General features: G+C 48.0%; 19 protein-coding genes and 1 pseudogene. 15 read left to right on the forward strand and 5 right to left on the reverse strand.

The window, feature by feature from the left end:
* Positions 1 to 195: 195 nt before the first annotated feature.
* The gene (locus S7335_RS14550) at positions 196 to 1,401 is read right to left on the reverse strand and encodes a DUF1822 family protein (protein WP_038016282.1); all 1,206 of its coding nucleotides are present in this window, start codon (positions 1,399 to 1,401) and stop codon (positions 196 to 198) included.
* A gap of 138 nt (positions 1,402 to 1,539) precedes the next feature.
* Positions 1,540 to 2,988, reverse strand: coding sequence for a hypothetical protein (locus S7335_RS14555; protein ID WP_006454640.1), 1,449 nt, complete (start codon positions 2,986 to 2,988; stop codon positions 1,540 to 1,542).
* A gap of 274 nt (positions 2,989 to 3,262) precedes the next feature.
* On the opposite strand from S7335_RS14555, the gene purC reads away from it, so the two are divergent.
* From purC to S7335_RS14620, 13 genes and pseudogenes are all read left to right on the forward strand, one after another.
* A complete protein-coding gene (gene purC, locus S7335_RS14560; protein WP_006456576.1) occupies positions 3,263 to 4,012 on the forward strand; it encodes a phosphoribosylaminoimidazolesuccinocarboxamide synthase in 750 nt (249 codons plus the stop codon).
* A gap of 268 nt (positions 4,013 to 4,280) precedes the next feature.
* Positions 4,281 to 6,710 (forward strand): BamA/TamA family outer membrane protein, encoded by a 2,430-nt coding sequence (locus S7335_RS14565; RefSeq protein WP_006457646.1) that lies wholly within the window; start codon positions 4,281 to 4,283, stop codon positions 6,708 to 6,710.
* 50 nt (positions 6,711 to 6,760) lie between these two features.
* Positions 6,761 to 7,711 (forward strand): UDP-3-O-acyl-N-acetylglucosamine deacetylase, encoded by a 951-nt coding sequence (lpxC, locus tag S7335_RS14570; RefSeq protein WP_083785140.1) that lies wholly within the window; start codon positions 6,761 to 6,763, stop codon positions 7,709 to 7,711.
* Between the two features lie 87 nt (positions 7,712 to 7,798).
* Positions 7,799 to 8,347 (forward strand): 3-hydroxyacyl-ACP dehydratase FabZ, encoded by a 549-nt coding sequence (fabZ, locus tag S7335_RS14575; RefSeq protein ID WP_006456684.1) that lies wholly within the window; start codon positions 7,799 to 7,801, stop codon positions 8,345 to 8,347.
* Between the two features lie 66 nt (positions 8,348 to 8,413).
* Complete coding sequence (gene lpxA / locus S7335_RS14580; protein WP_006453414.1) at positions 8,414 to 9,226, forward strand: acyl-ACP--UDP-N-acetylglucosamine O-acyltransferase; 813 nt, start codon at positions 8,414 to 8,416, stop codon at positions 9,224 to 9,226.
* Positions 9,227 to 9,257: 31 nt separating this feature from the next.
* A complete protein-coding gene (lpxB, locus tag S7335_RS14585) occupies positions 9,258 to 10,439 on the forward strand; it encodes a lipid-A-disaccharide synthase (RefSeq protein WP_006456022.1) in 1,182 nt (393 codons plus the stop codon).
* Between the two features lie 163 nt (positions 10,440 to 10,602).
* Positions 10,603 to 11,298, forward strand: coding sequence for a MotA/TolQ/ExbB proton channel family protein (locus tag S7335_RS14590; protein WP_050765899.1), 696 nt, complete (start codon positions 10,603 to 10,605; stop codon positions 11,296 to 11,298).
* A 78-nt stretch (positions 11,299 to 11,376) separates the two neighbouring features.
* The gene (locus S7335_RS14595) at positions 11,377 to 12,000 is read left to right on the forward strand and encodes a biopolymer transporter ExbD (protein WP_006454680.1); all 624 of its coding nucleotides are present in this window, start codon (positions 11,377 to 11,379) and stop codon (positions 11,998 to 12,000) included.
* An 87-nt stretch (positions 12,001 to 12,087) separates the two neighbouring features.
* Positions 12,088 to 12,606: an acetolactate synthase small subunit gene (ilvN, locus tag S7335_RS14600; protein ID WP_006453777.1), complete on the forward strand. Its 519-nt coding sequence runs from the start codon at positions 12,088 to 12,090 to the stop codon at positions 12,604 to 12,606.
* A 52-nt stretch (positions 12,607 to 12,658) separates the two neighbouring features.
* Complete coding sequence (locus S7335_RS14605) at positions 12,659 to 13,348, forward strand: hypothetical protein (RefSeq protein ID WP_006456401.1); 690 nt, start codon at positions 12,659 to 12,661, stop codon at positions 13,346 to 13,348.
* Positions 13,345 to 14,214, forward strand: a complete 870-nt coding sequence (locus S7335_RS14610; protein ID WP_006456900.1) for an ABC transporter permease — start codon at positions 13,345 to 13,347, stop codon at positions 14,212 to 14,214. Before S7335_RS14605 ends, S7335_RS14610 begins: the two co-directional genes overlap by 4 nt.
* 154 nt (positions 14,215 to 14,368) lie before the next feature.
* Positions 14,369 to 14,749 (forward strand): annotated as a pseudogene (locus tag S7335_RS14615) (DoxX family protein); the annotation flags it as partial.
* A 98-nt stretch (positions 14,750 to 14,847) separates the two neighbouring features.
* Entirely contained in the window at positions 14,848 to 16,080 is a 1,233-nt protein-coding gene (locus S7335_RS14620; RefSeq protein WP_006453375.1) for an NAD(P)/FAD-dependent oxidoreductase, read from the forward strand.
* A 41-nt stretch (positions 16,081 to 16,121) separates the two neighbouring features.
* On the opposite strand, the gene S7335_RS14625 is transcribed toward S7335_RS14620, so the two are convergent.
* The 3 genes from S7335_RS14625 to S7335_RS14635 form a co-directional block, all read right to left on the reverse strand.
* Positions 16,122 to 16,919, reverse strand: coding sequence for a TrkA C-terminal domain-containing protein (locus tag S7335_RS14625; protein ID WP_006457538.1), 798 nt, complete (start codon positions 16,917 to 16,919; stop codon positions 16,122 to 16,124).
* 195 nt (positions 16,920 to 17,114) lie between these two features.
* Positions 17,115 to 17,669, reverse strand: a complete 555-nt coding sequence (locus S7335_RS14630) for an Hsp20/alpha crystallin family protein (RefSeq protein WP_006453726.1) — start codon at positions 17,667 to 17,669, stop codon at positions 17,115 to 17,117.
* Positions 17,670 to 17,972: 303 nt separating this feature from the next.
* Entirely contained in the window at positions 17,973 to 18,602 is a 630-nt protein-coding gene (locus S7335_RS14635) for a TenA family transcriptional regulator (RefSeq protein ID WP_006456597.1), read from the reverse strand.
* A gap of 89 nt (positions 18,603 to 18,691) precedes the next feature.
* Between S7335_RS14635 and S7335_RS26045 the strand changes: the two genes are divergently transcribed.
* Together S7335_RS26045 and S7335_RS14645 are read left to right on the forward strand one after the other, a co-directional pair.
* Positions 18,692 to 19,516 (forward strand): nucleoside monophosphate kinase, encoded by an 825-nt coding sequence (locus S7335_RS26045; protein WP_006456434.1) that lies wholly within the window; start codon positions 18,692 to 18,694, stop codon positions 19,514 to 19,516.
* Between the two features lie 169 nt (positions 19,517 to 19,685).
* Positions 19,686 to 20,933, forward strand: a complete 1,248-nt coding sequence (locus S7335_RS14645; protein WP_006456657.1) for an imelysin family protein — start codon at positions 19,686 to 19,688, stop codon at positions 20,931 to 20,933.
* Positions 20,934 to 20,969 lie beyond the last annotated feature (36 nt).

Here is a 20,969-nt window from a genome sequence, read left to right on the forward strand (position 1 = left end):
GATCGAATAGCAAAGTGACCTAAGCGATAAATAGGGATGCAGATCTTTATAGCACTGCTAAATCAAAACCGCTACACCAGTAAGACAGCTCCATTAAGAGCAGCATCTTTTAGTCTTTTCAGGATCTATCTTTGTACCTAAATATTTTGTTCCTTGATATCTAGATCTGCTGTAGGCGTCACGTCTTGTTAATGGCTAGGCAACTGTTTCAAACCCAAAAACAGGCAGTGTAATTTCCAGGCCATCTGGCAAAGTTACACTCACTTTAAACTGTTCTTGCTGACTTCCTTGTACCTGTGTGTAGAGATAAGCCTCGCTTGAAGATTGAGCGAGCACTTCTCGAACAAGTACGTCTGTGCGATCGCTTACTTGTAGTTGAATGCCCATTGGCAGCGTCTCGCCTATCTGAGGCCCTAGCAGCAAGAACAGCATCCATTCTAGCTCATCTGCTGTCTCTACTGGCCATACCCAGGCATATAGTTGACAAATGCATGCGCCCACCGATATTGGACCACAAACACCTCTGGCCGCTTCTGGCAAGCGAATACCTTGAGTAGCGAGTGTCTGTAAAACGGTATCGACAGACTCTCTAACAGGTCTCATTGCAGCAGATAAAGGAGGCAGAAGTGTCCACTGAAGCAGTTCTGTTGCGGCATCTAGCTGACCTTGTAGCCAAGCGCCCGTGTTGATCAGATTGTCAGTGATTATGGCCCCTGGTCGCCTAAGCGTTTCACCAATCGGGTTTACTTGTTCTGCTACTCTAATCGCTTCTTCAGCTGTTACTTCAACAGGTTCTAAGCAGCTTAGATACAACAGAATTTGTTCGGGTTCTACATCGAAGTATGAGATAGGAACTACCAACGGTTCTGCACTGATATGGGCCTGCTGCAGCCTCTGGATATCAATTCTTTGCAAAAGCTGCTCGCGCCTCAAGCCAGCTAATATACAGACCTGATTGATTTCTTCTTGGACTTCAACCATTACGTATAGGTGAGCGATCGCATCTATCACAGTATCTGCTCTAGCTGTATCTGCTTCGGCTAAGAAGATCTCAACTTGATCATCGCTAAGGCTACCCATAGCCAGTATGCAGAGTCGGTAGCTACCGACAACTAGGTCTGCTGAGAGGTCAACTTCTGGTTCCGTAGATGTTGTATTAATTGGAGGGTGGGTAATGGCTAGAGAGGTCGCTCCTTCTTTTAACCACTGCTCAAACCCTGCGATCGCCAGTGCTTTTAATGTTGCATCCCATTCTGTTCTAGGTTGTGTACTTTGCCCAGTTACGGTTTGTGCGAGTTGATTAGCTAAGGCAATTGAAGTATCTAAAAGTTCTACGGTATTAGTGTTTAAAGGCATCATGTCATCAAAACAATCGCCCGAATTAAGGAATGCATCTGTCATATCTATTAAGGGCCTTTTTGGAGAAGAGCCTTGGCAAACGTTTAACGATCAGTGAAAATAATGGAAACAGAACAATACTAGAAAATGGATGATAGTAATGTGAGAAAGCTAGTAGCCAGCAAAACTTTCAGCTCTCACTTACGGTGAAGCTTCTATCGTGGAGAAAATAGTCGGCAGCCTAGCACATAGCTGCCGAGCGAACGTGCTTTTTATCGCTCTGTTTTTTGAGATTTGAGCTTCAGCGGCAGCCTCGGTCATGACCGAGGATGTTTCTTCTGACAAAATCGTCTCTAGCTGTTCGGTGATGGTAGATAGTCTTTCTGGAGCGATGAACTGAAGAGCTTCTGCTTTGATTTGTTGCTTAAGCCGATTGAACCAGTGGGCACAGACTTCTGTTCTAAATCGCTTAAGCTTCAGCAGCCGAGTCACTTGTACTTGAGATGAGAGGCCGATTTTCTGGGCGATCACTCCCATAGAAAGTCCTTCACAGTGGAACAAATTTAGTGCTGATAGAAATAGTCGCCCTTTAGATCGCTGACGTTTTTCGTAGCCTGAGGCATAGCTTTTTGCTACCGCTGTAATCGCCTCGTCTAAACTCTCAAGAAAATGGCTACGATAGCGCTGCACAAACTCATCTTGTACTGTTTTTGATTCGGCTTCTCCTTCTGTCTGTGACGCAGAAGCTGGCTGTAGATAGGGCTGATTATCAATCGTTGCATCCAGCGATTGGGTTATTGGCATTCCCCGGCGCATGGCAATTCGGTGTTCTCTGAGCTGCTCGGCCAGTTCGCACAGTTGCTGCAAGACTAAGGCAGGCGGACTGTTAGGCCGTATCTCTAGCAGCTGTGCGTCAGTAGGCTCTAGGCAGCGGCTGGCTCGCCCGGACTGCTGGCGTTGAATGATGCGATCGCGGCGATACACCTGATGGTAGGCCGTCAGTAGGGCTACCTTTTGCTTGAGGGCCGCTGGACTGAGCCCCGGGAGTGCCCTAGATAGGCGGCCCACAGAGGTATCATTTAGCAAGGCCCAATCGCTGATTCGATACAGTCCTCTGTCTAGGCAAAACCGATTAATTTCAGGATGCGCCTTTGTCATCCGGCTTGTCCAGGTGCTCAAGGCTGCCTGGCTAGGATCATAGCGCTCTAAAATCTTGACCGATAAGGGCTGATAGACCAGCGATAGGCGACCGTCATCATCAAGCACTAGCGGCAGCAGATCGTCAGTTACAAAGCCGTAGTGTCTTCCAAATTGACTGGCAAGCTGGGAACAGGTCGCCACAATTTGATGAGAAAGCCAACAGCGCAAGCATAGCAAGGCTAGAGGGGCGCTTTCGTCTCTTGCTTGCCATCGCTGCCACAGGTAGGTTTGTACTGTGCGATCATTACTTACGCGATCATCACCTAAGTGATCATTTACTAGAAGGTGACTACTCGCGCGATCGCCAGCGTCATTGCTGTCACTGGTTCCCTTCAAAGCTTTTTCTAAATAAGTTTGGCACCAGCGTTTGGCCGAGGGCATGGCCTTAATTTTCCGCTGGCCAGCGCTAGTGAGCGTCACCATCTGCCAATACCGAGAAGTCAAGGTCATAAGTCAAGTAATAAAACAATTCGTCGTTACCATTATTGAAACCAGCTACTCAGCCATACTTCTAAGCGTTATTAGCCTATTCATTTGTGCGTCCACACCTTTTACAAACACTTAGGTTCTGAAGAAGACTAGTTTTAGAGAAATCCTGGTCAGCTATCCACCCCAATCTTTAGATCAAGCGTTGTAGATTCGCAAATGATGTTACGAAAACTGAGGTTTTGTCAGTTTTTACCGTAATAATGGGCAGGTTGCTTTCGCATGTCTTAACTAATCCATGATCGATACCTCTTTAGACAACCAAAAGCTATATGAAGGCAAAGCCAAGATCATCTATGCCACCGCCGATCCAGAGGTGTTAATCACCTACTTCAAAGATGATGCCACCGCTTTTAACGCTCAGAAGAAAGGGCAAATTACTAATAAGGGAGTCGTTAATTGTAAAGTAACCACTTATCTATATACACTGCTAGAAAAGCAAGGCATAGCCACTCATCTGATCAGGCAGACTAGCGATCGCGAGCTTGAAGTTAAACGCGTAGACATCGTGCCGCTAGAGGTTGTCGTTCGGAATATCGCGGCAGGCAGTCTTTGCAGACAAACCGGGATAGCGCTAGGTACTCGGCTATCCCCCTTTTTAGTTGAGTTTTACTACAAAAATGACGACCTAGGGGATCCTTTGCTGACACGCGATCGCATTGCCGCTATGCATATCACCTCACCGGCTCAGCTTGATCAGCTAGTAGACAAAGCACAAACCGTCAACGCTGTTCTTACTGAATTTTTTGACGCTTGTGGTATCACTTTAGTTGATTTTAAGCTTGAGTTTGGCGTTGATGCTAACGGCACTCTACTGCTAGCCGATGAGATTAGTCCAGATACCTGTCGTCTATGGGACAAAGCCGAATCCGATCAGCGTAAGCGAGTTATGGACAAAGATCGCTTTCGTCAAGATCTTGGTGGCGTCGCCGAAGGCTACCAGGCAGTGCTAGAGAGAATTCTAGAGAAAGCGATACATAGTGACTGATGAAGGGAACAAATACATCGCCTTTTATCATTCCTAACGTGTACTCCGAACATAAGCGAAGGAGCTATAGGCATCGTCAACTGCTTCTAGTTTGTTACTTTCTTCTTTCCACCTCCACTTCTGTCACAGCGGAATAAATTCCTATACTTGACGGCAGTGTAATATCGTCGGACATTGATTAATCAGGGAAAAACAACCCTGAGCCTGTCGATACATTGTTTGTCGCCAGGGTGTGAGGAATGAACATCTACATTGGAATTCACTGGTTATGCGCGTCTCCCCAACTCTTTTGGCCTGTTTTAGCCTGGTAGCGATTTTGGGCCTTCCAGGTCGTGCCGAGGCTTCTACCCAGGGTATTGAAAACGAGATCGCTCAACCCCCCTTGTCAGAAACCTCAACCACGCCTGCGAAGACCTTACATGCTCATCTACTAGATGGTGTTCTTCAGCCCTCGGACTCTAAGCTTTTAGCGATTACACCTGCTGCTATATCTAGCGCTTCTACAACGGCAGACCCCCAGCCGGCTCTCAAGCAACTTGAATCGCCAGATCCTATTAATGATGCTCTACCAGATGCAGATGAGCCTACGCCAGCTGAGCCTATAATCATCTTTGATGAAGATGGCGCCGAGATAGAAGATATTGATATAGACAACGCTGATGAAGAACCTATCGAAGAAACCGTTGACGAGGCAATTGAAGAGGCTACCGAGGACCCATCGATAGAGTCAGATCCTGAGCCAGACGAACCGTCACCCCCCTCATTAGAAGATCTACTACAAGGCGTTTCGGAAGAAGCGCCAGCAGCAGAACCAGAAGAATCAGAAGAACCTGTTTCAGAAGAAATACCGGAAGAAACGCCAGCAGAAGAACCGGAAGAAACGCCAGCAGCAGAACCAGAAGAAACTGTTCAGGAGGAAACGCGTGTTCTCGTCGCCGAAGTAGATGTCGTTTCTTCCAATCCACAGCGCCCCCTAAACGCCGAGTTAATTGACGCAGTATACAGTGCGGTTGAAACGGTGCCTGGTCGGACAACCACTCGCAGCCAGCTTCAAGAAGATATCAATAGCGTCTTCTCTACAGGCTTCTTTTCAAATGTGCAAGCTGAGCCAGAGGATACGCCTCTAGGTGTAAGGGTTACGTTTGCCGTAGAACCAAACCCCGTCTTAAGTCAGGTTAATGTACGCAATCGTATCGTGCTACCAGATGAGACGATCGATGACATTTTTAGTGACCAGTATGGTCAAATATTGAACCTCAGGGATTTGCAGAATAGTATTCTTGATCTGAATGATTGGTATCAAGACAATGGTTATGTTCTCGCTCAAGTGACTGCCTCACCTCAGATTTCTGACCAGGGCGTGGTTACCTTGATCGTCGCCGAGGGCGAAATCGAAGAGATTGCCGTTCGCTATCTCACTTCCGATGGTGAGACTACAGACGAAGAAGGTAACCCTGTCGATGGTAAGACCAGAGCTTTTATTATCACCCGTGAATTTGAATCAGAGCCTGGCGATGTTTTTCAAGAGGATGCTATTCAGCAGGATATTGCGCAGGTGTTTGGGCTGGGCATTTTCGAAGATATTCGTCTATCTCTAGATCCAGGCGACGAAGATCCTCGAAAAGTCAAAGTTGTCGTCAACGTCGCTGAGCGGGATACCGGCTCAATTGGTGCTTCATTAGGCTTCAATTTGCGTGGCGATCTGTTCGGTCAGCTTAGCTACAACGAAGATAACCTCGGCGGTAATAACCAAAAGCTGCGGACCGAAGGCCGATTAACCACTCGCGGCGACTTTCTCTTCGATGTGAGCTTTACCGATCCTTGGATTGCGGGCGATCCTTTTAGAACCTCCTACACAGTCAGTCTATTCAACCGCCGCGCCACTTCACTAATTTTTGATAACGGCCCAATCGATGTTGATCTGCCTAATGGAGACACGCCCCGACTCAACCGACTGGGTACAGGGATTAGCTTTAGTCGCCCTTTGGACAACGGACTATCGCTGTCTTTAGGAGGACAGTATGAGCGGGTGGCGATACTAGATAGCGACGGTGATGTTTTTGATCAGGACGAACTAGGAAACGAACTTACTGAGAGCGGAACTGGTAGGGATGACCTATTTACGCTGCAGTTTGGAGCTGTTTTAGATCGTCGTAACGATCCTGGTTTGCCTACTAGCGGCAATCTTTTCAGAGTCGGAACTGAACAATCCATACCTATTGGCAGCGGTAACGTCTTCTTTAATAAAATTAGGGGCAGCTACAGTCAGTACGTTCCGCTCAGACTGCTAGGTGGTGATAGTGGCCGTGAAACCATAGCTTTCAATGTTCAAGGTGGCTTAGCCGTAGGAGACTTGCCGCCATATGAAGAGTTTCCACTTGGTGGCGGCAACTCGGTTCGGGGATTTGAAGAAGGCGGTGTTGGCTCTGGAGAAGCATTCCTATTAGGAACAGTAGAATACCGTTTTCCACTATTTACTCAATTTTTGAATGGTGCATTGTTTGCAGACTATGGAACAGATTTAGGGTCAGGAAGAGGTGCAAACGATCCGGCTGCTGTCAGAGGAAAGCCTGGAAGCGGCTTTGGATATGGCGCGGGGGTTCGAGTGCAAACGCCTTTAGGGGCTTTACGGTTGGATTATGGGATAGGCAGTGAGGGTGATAGTCGCTTTCACTTCGGTTTTGGAGAACGCTTTTAATATTGAGCTATGTAGATGATCAGGTCTTAGCGTCTCGTACCCCCGTGCCCATGCCTAATACAAACGCTCAGAAAGTATCTCAGGACAAAGTAATCTCTCAGAACAAAGTGATCTCCCAGAACTTAGTGGCGCAAAGTCTAGCAGCTCGCATAGAAGCAGACCAAGACTCAAAGCAGCAAACATTGAGTTCGTCTGTTTCTATCGAAGGGGTAGGCTTGCATCTAGGTCAACAAACCACAGTCAAGCTATCACCAGCAGAGCCGAACGCTGGCCGATATTTTGTCAGGACTGATATCGCAGAGGATCTTCCGGTTGCTGCCACGGTTGGTAACGTGATACAGACCCAACTTTCTACAGAGCTAGGGGTCAATAGCAGCACCGTACGGACAGTTGAACATTTGCTGTCGACGTTAGCTGCACTAGATATTGACAACGTTCGCATAGAGATAGATGGACCGGAGCTGCCCTTGCTAGACGGCTCTGCCAAGAACTGGGTTGAGGCGATCGCCGCTATCCCTATCCAAGCTCAATCTGCTCAGCGACAGGTGCGATCGCCGCTTAGCCAACCTATCTTTGTTCAATCGGAAGATGCTTGGGTTGCTGCCTTTCCTAGCCATGAGCTACGTTTCACCTACGGTATAGACTTTGAGCTTGCCGCGATTGGCAACCAGTGGCATAGCTGGAGCAAGGCTGCTGGAGGTTTTGCCAGTGATATTGCCCCTGCTCGCACCTTTGGCCTAGCCCACCAGATCGAATACTTACGACAGCAAGGTCTGATAAAAGGCGGAACTCTAGATAACGCCTTAGTCTGTGGTGAGAAGGGTTGGTTAAATCCGCCGCTACGGTTTGAAAACGAACCGGCTCGTCATAAGTTATTAGATCTGATAGGAGATTTAGCCCTGCTAGGAGATATTCCGACGGCTCACTATGTGGCCTATAAAGCAAGTCATAGTCTGCATGTAGAACTCGCTAGGCAACTAGAGACTAGCTACTTGTTGTAGCGCTTGGCTCCGTCTAGTGGCAGAATCGTTGAGGGCTTTAACAAGCTTCGCTATGCTTTTAGCTTTTGTCTTACGATTTGATGCCTTATGCCAACTAGTGCCCCTGCTTCCACCTCAGCAACCCCGCCGGCTGCTGCTAGTAGTCGCCATAACGACTCGCAAAACAATCCCAGCAAGGAGAATAGTACCGCCAGCAGCGAAAAAAAGACCTTCACGCTTGAAGAAATTCAGCAGCTATTACCTCACCGCTACCCATTTGCCCTGATTGATCGCATCATCGATTACACGCCAGGCGAAAGTGCAGTTGGCCTGAAGAACGTCACCTTCAATGAACCTCACTTTCAAGGACACTTTCCTAACAGACCGCTAATGCCGGGTGTGCTCATTGTTGAAGCTATGGCTCAAGTAGGCGGTATTGTCCTTAGCCAGATGCCTGGTGTAGACGACCGCCTTTGTGTTTTTGCGGGTATTGACAAAGTCAAGTTCCGTCGTCCGGTGGTGCCAGGTGACCAGCTGATCATCACCACTACTTTGCTGGCGCTAAAGGCGAAGCGATTTGGCAAAATGAAGTCAGTAGCCAAAGTGGATGGGCAGCTTGCTTGTGAAGGCACACTGATGTTCTCGATCCTTGACTGAGTTTAGATTTTGGATTTTCCTATGTGCTCTACTCGTTTGGCGGCTTTGCTGGAGGCATGGCTTTAGATGGCTACTTTGATTCATCCGACGGCGGTTATCCATCCTGATGCTCAAATTCATGCCAGTGTCAGCGTTGGTCCCTACGCTGTCATCGGAGAAAAAGTCTCAGTCGGCGCTCAGACGGTGATCGGCGCTCATGCCGTGATTGAAGGCTATACCAAAATAGGCGATCGCAATCGCATTTTCCCACATGCGGCCATCGGCCTAGAGCCCCAAGATCTAAAATATGATGGTTCCGTCAGCCTAGTAGATATTGGTGATGACAACGCCATTCGCGAATGTGTCACTATCAATCGCCCTACACGTCTTGGGGAAGTGACGCGGCTGGGTAATCACAATCTAGTTATGGCCTATGCCCATGTCGCCCATAACTGCGAGCTAGGCGATCATGTCATCATTGCAAACTCGGTGGCCTTAGCGGGTCATGTCAAAATAGAATCTCATGCTCGCATTAGTGGGCTTGTGGGCGTTCATCAGTTTGTCCATATCGGTCGCTATGCCATGATTGGGGGCATGAGCCGGATAGAAAGGGATGTACCGCCTTATACGATGGTCGAAGGCAACCCTTCGCGAGTACGTGGGCTCAATCAAGTTTTACTTCGACGCTCCGGTATTGCTGATGAGAACGATGGACAAATATATAAAGGACTGACGCAGGCTTTCCGTATTTTGTATCGTTCGGGGCTGACTCTTGAAGAAGCTATCAGCAAGTTAGAAACCCTTTGTGATAACGAGCGCGTTCGGCACCTATACGAGTTTTTGCAAGCCTCGGCCCACGGTGAAGGTAGGCGTGGCCCTGTCCCCGGACGAAAACATTAACTATTAGAATTAACTATTGGAATTGTGAGCATTGATAGTCAGCAGTTTGCAAGCGCCTAAGAAGATATTTATTCATACCGGAGAAGTCTCAGGTGACTTGCAAGGTGGCTTGTTAGTCAAAGCGCTGCATCGGCAGGCCAAAAAGCGGGGAATCCATATTGAGATTACTGGGGTAGGCGGACACCAGATGGAGGCTGCTGGGACCACTATCTTAATTAATACATTAAAACTTAGCGCCATTGGTCTTTTAGAAGCACTGCCTTACTACCTACAGGGACGCGGCTTGCAAAAGCAGGTAGAACAATACCTCTTACAGCATCCACCTGATTTGATGGTGCTGTTAGACTACAAGGGTCCAAACTTAGCGGTGGGCAAGTTTGTTCGAAAGCAGCTGCCCGATGTGTCGATGGTTTACTATATCGCACCGCAAGAGTGGGTTTTTTCTACCCCTAGCACTCAAGCAATTGTCAATGTCTGTGATAAGCTGCTTGCAATTTTTCCCGAAGAAGCTACTTACTATCAGCAAGCCGGCGCAAATGTAGAGTGGGTTGGTCACCCGCTAGTTGATATTTTGGCAGATCCCATTACAAAGGCCGAAGCTCGCATAGCCTTAGGGATTGGCGAAGATGCTCAGATAGTGACGCTGCTACCAGCTTCTCGTCAGCAGGAGCTACGCTATATTATGCCGGTTATGTTTGAAGCGGCGGCGCTTATACAGAGCCAGCAGCCGAGTGTGAGTTTTTTAATCCCGATATCGCTGCCGGATTTTAGAGATGAGATAGCACTTGCGGCTAAGGGCTTCGATTTAAACGCGCGTTTGGTTGATAAAGCTGATGGTCAGCGGGCGATCGCTGCAGCGGACGTGGTTATTAACAAATCAGGCACTGCCAACTTAGAAGTTGCGCTGCTAAATGTCCCTCAAGTGGTTATGTATCGCCTTAGCAATCTGACGGCGATAGTTGCTAAGTATATTGTTCGCTTCACTGGAGACTACGTTTCACCTGTCAATCTGATGGAAAATCAGTCGATTGTACCCGAGTTTTTGCAGTGGTCAGCTACGCCAAAGGCTGTTGGTGAAGCAGCCTTAGCGCTTCTGGTAGACAACCACAAGCGAATGCAAATGATCGAGGGCTACGCACAGATGAAGCAAGCGATGGGCAAACCTGGTGTGTGTGATCGAGCTGCTAACGAAATTTTGGATATGCTGCCTTAGCCGCAGTGAACCAAGCACCGCGATGGACTACACTAGGTCAGAAAATATGGCTGAGCAGCAAGAAAACTGTAGGGTAGTGATAAGAGCACTGCGCTAAAGCAAGTGGAGTGGTTAGGAGGCGAGCGTGGAATTCTCGGAATTATTTAGACAGGGTGGGATTGCCATGTGGCCCCTGCTCTTTTTATCTATTTTGGCCCTTGGCACCATTATGGAGCGCATCTGGTTTTGGTCTAGAATCCTAACTCGTGAAAGGGAAGTGGCGGGCCGTGTCTTAGAATCGGCCCGTCGAGAATGGACCAACGCCACACAGATTGCCCAGGCGGCTAGTCGTCTGCCTATGGGCCGCTTTCTGTTTGCTGCGCTTAAGCTGAAAGATCCCGCTCCAGAAGTGTTTAAGCTAGCGCTTGAAACCTCTGCGAATGAAGAACTTGCTAGTATGCGCCGAGGTGAAAAAGTCCTTGAGGCTGTGATTGCGATCGCCCCGTTGCTTGGTTTATTGGGCACCGTTGTTGGTCTGATTAACTCTTTGGGATCTATCGATCTCAACGCGCTAGGTGTCGGAGATGCTACTGCCGGGACTGCCCTCGGCATTGGTGAAGCCTTAATCAGCACTGCGGCTGGATTAATCATTGCCATCATTAGCCTGGCTTTCTATCGTCTGTTTCAAGGCTTTGTCTTCGGGCAGGCAAAAGTATTTCAGCTATCTGGCAATGAACTAGAGCTGCTCTATCGACAAGCTTGGGCCTATACTGATGGCCGACCTAGTTCGCTGAGCGAGAATCTATCTGGTCTACCGCCCTCTCCTACCGTCGATCTGCCCGAGCCTCCTCCTTCGCAGACAGCACCTCCTACTTTTTAAAACTGTTCAAAACTGTCTATTAGAACTCAGTTCAGCCATCTTGTTTAAAACTTCTAACTTCTAGAAGTTTCCTATCCTATGAAAGTCGACTTTAACAATCGCGAGTCAGATGTGCAGATCAATATTCTGCCGATGATTGATGTGATTTTCTGCATCCTCACCTTCTTCGTCTTGGCGGCTGTGGGTCTTACTCGCCAACAAGTGATCGATTTGACGCTTCCTTCAGTTGATAATAGCGTCCCGATTGCGGGCACCAGTAGCGATCGCCTGTACGTTAGCATCGACAGCATTGGACAGATTTATATTGATGCGACTCCTGTGCAGCTTCAAGATCTCTACAGCAGTCTATTGGAGCATCAGCGAAGCGCTCCTACGGGTACTATTGTTCTATTCGCTTCTAGCAGCGCTCGCTACGAATCTGTGATCAAAGTCCTTGATCTGCTACGTTCCGTCGGCGGCGATCGCGTGGCCCTAGCTACCCTGCCTAACGATGCCTCTCTCGATCCAACCCAGGGTAGAGATCCTAACAATCCTTTAGGCGTCCCTACTCCGCAGACACCCACCAATAACCCGAATCAGCTACCTGAGACTGTCCCGAACACACCTGGTATTGGCGACGATATCCAGATCATTCCCGATCCTACCGCCCCTGTTCCTGGTAGCGATCTTCCGCCTATTACTCCTGAGTCAGCCAATCCTTAGGCTGTCCATCTTCAGGTTATAGACGAGTTCTGCACTCGCTATTATCCACCGTCCACTTTTTTATCGCTCATCATCTATCCCTTTGCTATGAAGCACACGCTTTCTGTTCTAGTCGAAGACGAATCAGGTGTTCTGACTCGTATTGCTGGTTTATTTGCCCGGCGCGGTTTCAATATCGAGAGCCTAGCGGTAGGCCCGGCTGAGGAGGCAGGCATTTCTCGGATCACGATGGTTGTCCCTGGTGACGATCTTGTGATTGAGCAGCTTGCTAAGCAGTTATATAAGCTAATCAATGTGCTAAAGGTTCAAGATATCACTGAGACGCCAAGCGTTGAGCGAGAGCTGATGCTGATCAAGGTGAACGCAAATAGCGAAAACCGAGCAGAAGTAGTCGGCTTGGCTCAGATATTTAGAGCGCGCGTTGTCGACGTTTCTAAAGAGTCGGTAACACTAGAGGTCGTGGGCGATCCGGGTAAGCTCGTTGCCATCGAACAAATGCTAAAGCCCTTTGGCGTTCAAGAGATTGCTCGAACTGGGAAAATTGCACTGATTCGCGAATCTGGCGTTAATACAGAATATCTGAAGTCATTAGAGAGCAAACTCTAAGTCGCGAAAAGAAGGTAGCTTTTAGAGAGTAAACGACTGGCAAAGCGCATCTATGCTTCAAATATCTACGCAGACGACTGATGCGGCAGAGACAAAACAGACCATTACCGAGATTGCAGAGCGTAGAGCGGCTTTGATTACGTTTGTCGATCGGCAGGGACTGCCGTTTAGCTGGGTTCAAATCGCCAAGGCTTTAATTGAAGAAGCTGCCTTTAGGGAGCTGTGGAACCAGTGCTGGGGTTCACTCGATTTCGATTTCGAATGGAAGCCTGTCCCTATCCATCCTTATACTGCGCAGAGCCACCCTTTCTTTGCGATCGCCTTCCCTGCAACCTTTCGCCCCGCCGATCCAACAGATTTCCAGCCCTATCTACAGGCACTAGCTCCTAACGAGGAAACTGCTCTATTTTCAAACTTCTCAGGCGACGCTCAGCTATTGACCCCTAAACCAACCGGTGATTATGGTCATATTGCGGCTTTTTGTAGAACTGCAGAAGCGTCATTGCAGCACGCACTTTGGCAGCGGGTTGGCGAACTTTGCACGGAGGCGATCGCTGAGCAAAAATCAGTGTGGTGTAACACGCACGGTCATGGCGTACCTTGGCTACACGTTCGCTTCGATAGTCGGTTGAAATATGCGTCCTTTCCCCCTAGAGGCAGCATCAGCGCTAATAGTCAGGCTATTTGGTATCAGCAGATCTACCAGCCTGTCTTAGGAATTGAGGAGTCCGATGAAGCGTGACTAAAGCTGTCAGCGCATGGCAAAGCTTCAAGCGTGATCGCGCTGCAATTATTGGTAGTGGGGTGCTATTCGCTTTTATCCTAGCGGTGAGCATTGGTCCGCTGATATATCCAGCTTCTTATAGCGAGATTGATTTTGCTAGAGCGACTAGCGCACCTAGCTGGCAGTATCCTTTAGGCACGAACGATTTGGGACAAGACCAGCTAGCCCGATTACTTTGGGGTGGGCGAGTAAGCGTAGCCGTAGGCATCACAGCGATGCTGGTATCCGTTTCATTAGGAACCTTAATCGGTACGCTCGCAGGTTTCTGTGGTGGTTTGGTTGATACTGTTTTAATGCGAGTAACCGATCTGTTTTTATCTTTGCCACAGCTACCGCTGCTGCTGCTAATTATCTATTTGTTTCGCGAGCCCATGCGTCAGCTAGTGGGACCAGAAGCAGGGATCTTCGTCTTAATCATCTTAGTGATTGGCGGCTTAACATGGATGTCTACGGCCCGATTAGTGCGTGCTGGATTTCTAGCGATGAAAGAACAGGCATTTGTACAGGCAGCGCGATCGCTAGGTGCTCATCCTGTAGAGATTGTGTGGCGACATATCTTACCGAACGTAGTCGGTCCTGTGATTGTTGCAGCAACCTTGGGCGTAGGCAATGCCATCATTACTGAGTCAACTTTGAGCTTCTTGGGAATTGGCTTCCCTCCTGATGTTCCTACTTGGGGCCGAATGCTTTTCGATGCTCAAAACTATGTGGCTAGCGCTCCCTATTTAGTCGTTGCGCCGGGCTTAGCAATTTTTCTGACCGTATTGAGTGTGAATTATCTAGGCGATGGATTAAGGGACGCCTTGGATGTGCGTTCACGTTGATCTACCAATTATGCATAGCCACTGTCTAATTTGGCATAGCCACCTGATGTAGACGAGCTTTTCCTATGTAAAAAGCTCGTCCAATAAACTTATTTTGCGCTAATTTTTGATTTGAGCGAAAAAACTACACTATTCGCGTCCTTGTAACTCACATCAACGGAACGTTGTCATGCAGTACTTACCTTTAGCTGCCCGAATATGCTTAGCATTAATTTTTCTAAATTCGAGTATCAATAAGCTCTTAGATTTTCCTGGGCTCGTCAATACAATCGGCCAAATACTACCTTTAGCAGGGCTTTTAGCAGTAGGTACAGTTGCCTTCCAGTTAATTGGTGCTATCTTTTTAGTTCTTGGCTACAAGGTTCAGATTGGTGCAACGCTATTGATTCTGTTTTTAATTCCGGCTTCTCTGGTCTTCCATAACTTTCTAGCAGACCCTAGCCAGCTCAATAGCTTTCTTAAGAACGTGGGTCTTATCGGTGGGCTGCTGCTGCTGATATATACGGGACCGGGAAAAGTCAGTATCGATAAATGACTACCGATGTAGCACTGACAAACAGAGAATAGTAAAAGAACAACGTGAAGAACAGTTTGATTAAACCAGATCGATCATCAAGAAAGCGCCCTAAGGTAATGATTGTAGGATCAGGTTTTGGTGGGATGCAGGCAGCGCAGTCTTTAGCGAGAAGCGGCGCTGATGTGCTGATAGTTGATCGAAATAACTACAATACTTTTGTGCCGTTACTTTACCAGGTGGCGACGGCTCAAATAGCCCCAGAGATGATTGCTTACCCAATTCGGACTATCCTGCGAGGGCGCGGCAGGATGAATTTTTTGAAAGCTGAAGTTCAACAGGTTGATTTCGAAAATCAGGTAGTTAAAACTGAGGATGCGGTGATTGACTATGACTATCTAGTTTTATCAACAGGTAGTCGTCCACGGTCTTTGGGGGTTGAAGGGGCGATCGCTCATACGCTACCGCTGATGAGTCTCAATGATGCGATTACAATTCGGAATCATCTTTTTCAGTGCTTTGAGCTAGCAAGCCGACTGTCCGATAGCCAGCGCCGGAAAGCGCTGCTGACATTTGTGATTGTTGGAGGTGGGCCTACAGGTGTAGAGGTAGCTGGAGCGCTAGTGGAGCTAATACAATCTCTTAGAAGAGACTATTCCAGATTGAATCGGCGAGAAGTGAAGATTGTGCTTGTACAGTCTGGAGATACTTTGTTAGCAAACCTGCCTACTCGACTGGGCCGATATGCTAGCCGAAAGCTATCTAAGCTGGGTGTAGAAGTTCTGTTTGATACTAAAGTTAGCAGTGTGAGCGATCATTCTGTTGTCTTTGAAAATGGCAGTACCCATGCTAAATGGGAGAGAATGACAGAGACGGTAATCTGGGCAGCGGGGCTAGAGGCTGCGGTAGTTGAAGGTGCAGATAGGAGTGAAACAGCGCCCAAACAGAAGCTGAAGGTACGCTCTACGCTACAGCTATGTGACTATGATAACGTGTATGCTATTGGCGATCTATCGTATGTAGAACAGAATGGGAAGCCATTGAGTGGCGTTGCACCAGAGGCATTGCAACAGGGCGTGACCGTAGCAAAGAATTTACATAGGCAGTTACAGGGCCGATCTCCTAAAGGGTTTAGCTATTTCAATAAGGGGAGGTTGGCAATTATTGGTGGATATAGCGGTGTAGGGAAGATTGGACCGGTGCTGCTGACTGGTTTTATTCCTTGGCTGATGTGGCTTGGGGTGCATGGTGTGTATCTACCGGGCTTTCGCAATAGGTTGATGGTATTGATGAGCTGGATACACAACTATGTATTGCGCGATCGCCCAATACGGGTAATCATACGTTCGTAGGTCTTGGCATCGATCAGTGGCATAGTCTGGCTACGAACTACTCACGAATGATTTGGCTGAGAACAGCTTCCTGATGTGGTATCTGTTAGTGTCTCTTGATCAATAAGTGCTTTTTGTTCGGCGATCGCTTCTTGATGAGATCTCTCGCCTGATACTCCTCTGGCACGAGCATCTAGATTTTTTAACGTACGATTGCGTCCGTACAGCGTTAGTAGATCTCCTGGGACCACTAGTGTTTTACCCTGTGGCGCACCGACATAGATTCCATCTTGTCGCTGGATACCTAGAATCACGACCCCTTCAGCTTTAAGCTGAAGTTCTTTTAACTGCTTGTTTGCTAACCAAGTCCCTTCTTCTACCTGCAGCTCAGACACCGTGTAGTCTTTACTTAGGCGCAGTAAGCTAGCATAGTCGCGTATATCTAGCCGGGTCCAGCGCTTTAGAGCTACTAGCTGTACAAAGCGAGTAAGGAACTTATCGAAGGCTTTATCAGTGGCGATCGCCCATAGAACAAAGAAGCCTAGTGCCAACAAACCCAATCGAGAAAATGTCTGCCCAGAACCCGTGGATGATACAAACGTCAGTACTAAGGAAGAAACAACGGTTACGATACCTGCATTCCCTAGTAGCATCAGCCACATGATAATGCGCCGACGAACCGGGTGGTTCGTTGCTTGTTCTGACTCTTTAGTAGTGAATCCTGCTCCGGTAAAAGCAGAACGTGCTTGAAACTGTGCAGCCTGTGCTGAGAGACCGGTAAGCACCAGCGCTTCGCTTGCAATTCGCGTGATCAGCAGAGAAAGCGTAACGGTTGCCAGCACAGAGATCAAAGCTGCCAAGAGTATGCCTCCAAGAAACTAAGTTTCATCACTTTTTATACAGGTTTGTCTATTGAAGATTGGCGTCTGTGCGGAGCCGTCTAGTCCGCACAGACTAGAGAGCTGGGTGAGGAAGCGGATATGAAGTAGGCCGCTGAAACTGGATTTTAGCCGATAGGCGGTCTTGATAACCTCCTGGCGGCGTCCTAACACTCACTATGCTGTCTGTTCTTCTGTCTGGGCCTGGCCTACAGCATCAGAGTTGCCCTGGTTAGAAGCCGATGATATTTGCTGAGTATTACTAGAGCGTCCATTGAGGCTGACTTTGACCGCTTTGTTAGAAGTGTCTTCTATCTTAGGTAGGTCTAGCATGAGAATGCCATCTTTGTATTCTGCCTGTACATTGCTGTTATCTACAGGCTCTGGTAGAGGAATACTGCGGCTAAAGCTACCGTAGCGAAATTCAGAGCGACGCTGGCCGTCCTTTTCGGAGGTTGATTCGGTCTTGCGTTCGCCACTAATCATGACCGCTTCTTTGGTTACTCGAATATCAATGTCGTCTGCATTCATACCGGGTACTTCTAGCTTCAGATGGATCTTATCTTCGCTTTCTTCCATTTCTGCTAGGGGCAACATACCCATAGAGCCCATAGAGCGGCCGGACATAGAAGATTGATTATTTTCATGGGCAGAGATATCGTCAAACAGACGATTCATCTCGCGCTGCAAAGACATTACTTCCCTAAAAGGATCCCATCGTACAATCGCCATAATGTGTCTTCTCCTTCTCAGTTTGATGAGTACTAACTACTAAAGAAATCTACTTTGGTGAAGCGCCTAGAAGTCTTGTATTTCTTAAGCCCTTCTAGAAAAATATTGTCTTTTCGTAGAAGAAGTAGAATCTATCTAAGGCTATAAAGAGTATTAAGTTTCTTTTTCAGCAGATAGACGGTGTATTTGTGCTCGCTGATAGGAAGAGTAGATCGGCTAATCGAAAATATTATGGTTTGTGATGGGATATTCCCCTTTAGGTAACTGAGAGATACGCCCAAGGATGTGAAGGGTTTGAGTTTTCTAACCATCGGTGGAGAAGGCCATCTGCCAAAAGTCTTCTTCGAGCTTAGCAACCTTCAAGAAGTTCTGTTCTGCTTGCTCTTGTTCTGTTGGGCTAGCAGCGGCTAACGCACTATCGGCTTGCTGTTCGAGCAGTCTGACGTATTTAGTAAAGTCGGGACTGCCCCAGCGATCGGCGAACTCGGTATAAGGTTCGGGCATGGGGCGATGAGTCTGCCAGCCCTGGTTGTAGGCAAGCTCGATCGCCCAAAAGGTGACAGCTTGGATAGCGTAGGGCTGGGTAGCTTGCGATCGCATGAACTGACAATAAGTCTGACAAGTAGGCTGACGGGCAACAGATAATGAGAGCGATCGCTCGGTAGCCTTGGCCTGAAACCATAGTAGTTCGTCTTTGATGGCTGTTAGGCCACTAAGGAGAGTGTCAAAATGGGGAACGGGCGCAGCGGCGAGGAGCTGGGCGGCCATGCGGGTAAATTCTGTAACAAACAGATAGTCCTGAACGAGCCAGGTATTAAACTGATTGGGTGTGATGGTCCCCTGCTGGCAGTTTTGCAAGAAGGGATGGACTGTTGCTGATTGCCACGCTTGTGGATGATTCGAGAGAAGCGTTGCGCAGGTAAGGGGAGTCATGTAGGTAAGAGCGAGTGCGTAATCGCCTAGCTTTTACGCAAGGCTTGAATATTGTATAGCAAACGTTGATAGCAACTACTGTAGGTATCATGGACTCTTTGCAGCTGATTCTTTTAGGGCCACCGGGTACGGATGTAGGAGCGCAAGCGGTCACCCTCTCTGAGCGCTGGCAAGTTCCCTGTATCTCAGCGGATAGTCTTCTAGATGGGAGTGATCTTGAGGAGAATTTAGGGAGACTGCGTCGGAGGTTTGAGCAGCCAGATGTGATGCTTAATGGATTTGTGCTAGAGGGATTTCCTCGAACGCTTTCGGAGGCGAAAGCTTTTGACGAGATGATATCCAAGTTTGGCTTGGCTGAGACAGAAGTGGCCTACATCATGGCGTCGACTGGAATTTTAATCAATCGGCTGCTGCCTAGGAAAGAGGCTGGAGAGTCGGTATCGAGTATCCGTGAGCGAATTATGGATTACAAAGAACATAGCTCAGCTTTGTTGGACTATTATCAAGAGCGATCGCGTCTCCACATGATCAACGGCAATCGCTCTGCGGCTGAAGTGACAAACGATCTCGTTCAGCTAGGGCGGGAAGAAACCGGGTCAGCTAGTTTTATTAAAGACGAGGTGGCTTTAGATAGGCTAATTGAGAAGGAGTCTTTGCTGGTGGTCGACTGTATAGCATCCTGGTGTGGACCTTGTAAGCTGGTGTCACCATTAATCGATCAGTTAGCGGAAGAGTATGGCGATCAGGCTACGGTGGTAAAGCTGGATTTTGATAGTAATCGGCAGGTGGCTAAACGATTTGGACTGAAGGGAATGCCGTCAGTGATGTTTTTTCAAAAGGGCCAGTTAGTAGAGACTTTAAGAGGGGTAAAGCCTTACAAGGTATACAGCGATACGATGTGTCAGTTTTTGTAAGTTGTAATTTTTCGATAGCGTGAAATGAGAGCGGAGAAGGATTTGGGAGCGTGGGTGAGATTTCTCAGCTTAGAATTATCTAAGTAAGCTTTACTTTTAAATAATAGCTATAGTGCTTTTCTTTACATAGACTGTTTTGAATACAGCGTGTATCTATCTATAGCGTCGAATGCCTATTGAACGATTTTTCGCAGGTCTTGTCAGATCTGCTTTTACAAAGTTCTTTCTTTTTTTAATCTCAGCTAGTATTTGTTTAATCTCAGCCGGGATAGGAGGAGCTTCGCAAGAAGTCACTGCTTTCGAGAATGTCCAGAAGTCTACTGGTGGGTTGGGTGAGCTGGTACATAAGGCGTTAGGGGCTGATTCAAGTCAATTGGCTTCTGGTGAAGTGAAGCGTCTAAACCAGCAGTTTTCTGCGGCGGTGATTTTGCCGGTTTACCGATCGCTAGCGGAGCGAACTAGGCAACTAGCCGTTGCCGGCCAAACCTTTGAGCAAGCGCCGAGTGAAGCGTCGCTAGAAATCTTCCGGGCTGCCTGGCTAGAAGCTGCCTCTGCTTGGGCGCGTAGTCAGGCAGTTGCATTTGGTCCAGTGCATTCTTTAGGGCATAGCGTTGCACTTGATTTCCCTTTGGATCAGGCGGGGATTGATGGGCTGCTAGCAGATATCCCAAAGGCAAAGGGGACAATCGATTTGGAATCGGTGACTTTGCAGCCCTCTCTACAGGGCTTTGAGGCAATGGCCTATCTCCTATATGGAGATGAGAGAAATAAGATTGCAAGTGATTTTTCGGTGCGAGAGCGACAGTATCTGCGCCGGTTGGCAGTGACGGCTGCCAATGTTTCGTCGGAGTTGCTGAGCGCTTGGCAAGTCGGGTGGAATGGGTACGCCGCATACGATACGTTGCTAGCCACAGCAGGTCAGCCTGACAACGGTGCCTACATGACAGTGGAATCTGGAACAGAAGAGATTGTTCGCAGCGCAATCAACGCTCTAGATAAAACTGTGAGTGAAATCATTCCTTCCCTCCTAGAAACCTCTGAACAGCTTAACGGTTCGTCTGGAAGAATTGCTTTACAGCTATTGATCAGCACTGTCCAAGGTATTCAGATCGCCTATGAAGGTGCGACTGAAAGATTGGCTGTCAAGTCTGTTCAACTGGTGAGAACAGAGAAAGAACAGAAAGAGTTTAAGCGCGCAGGCGGCATCGGTCAGTGGGTCGAAGCTGAAGATCAGGAAATCGATCGCCAAATTAGGCAAAGTCTTGAAGTTACGTTAGAGCAACTAGAAGAGGCAGCCATTAATCCTGTTGATATAGAGGCTTTGAGCCACGCTCAACTAGCTTTGACTGCCGTCAAATCACGTTTAGAACAAAATATGCTGCCTTTGGTTCAAATTCAGACGATTGCTTTTCGATAAAAGCATTCAGTAGAACTTCTGCTGCCGAAGCGCTTT

This window comes from Synechococcus sp. PCC 7335 (assembly GCF_000155595.1).
GTDB lineage: Bacteria > Cyanobacteriota > Cyanobacteriia > Phormidesmidales > Phormidesmidaceae > Phormidesmis.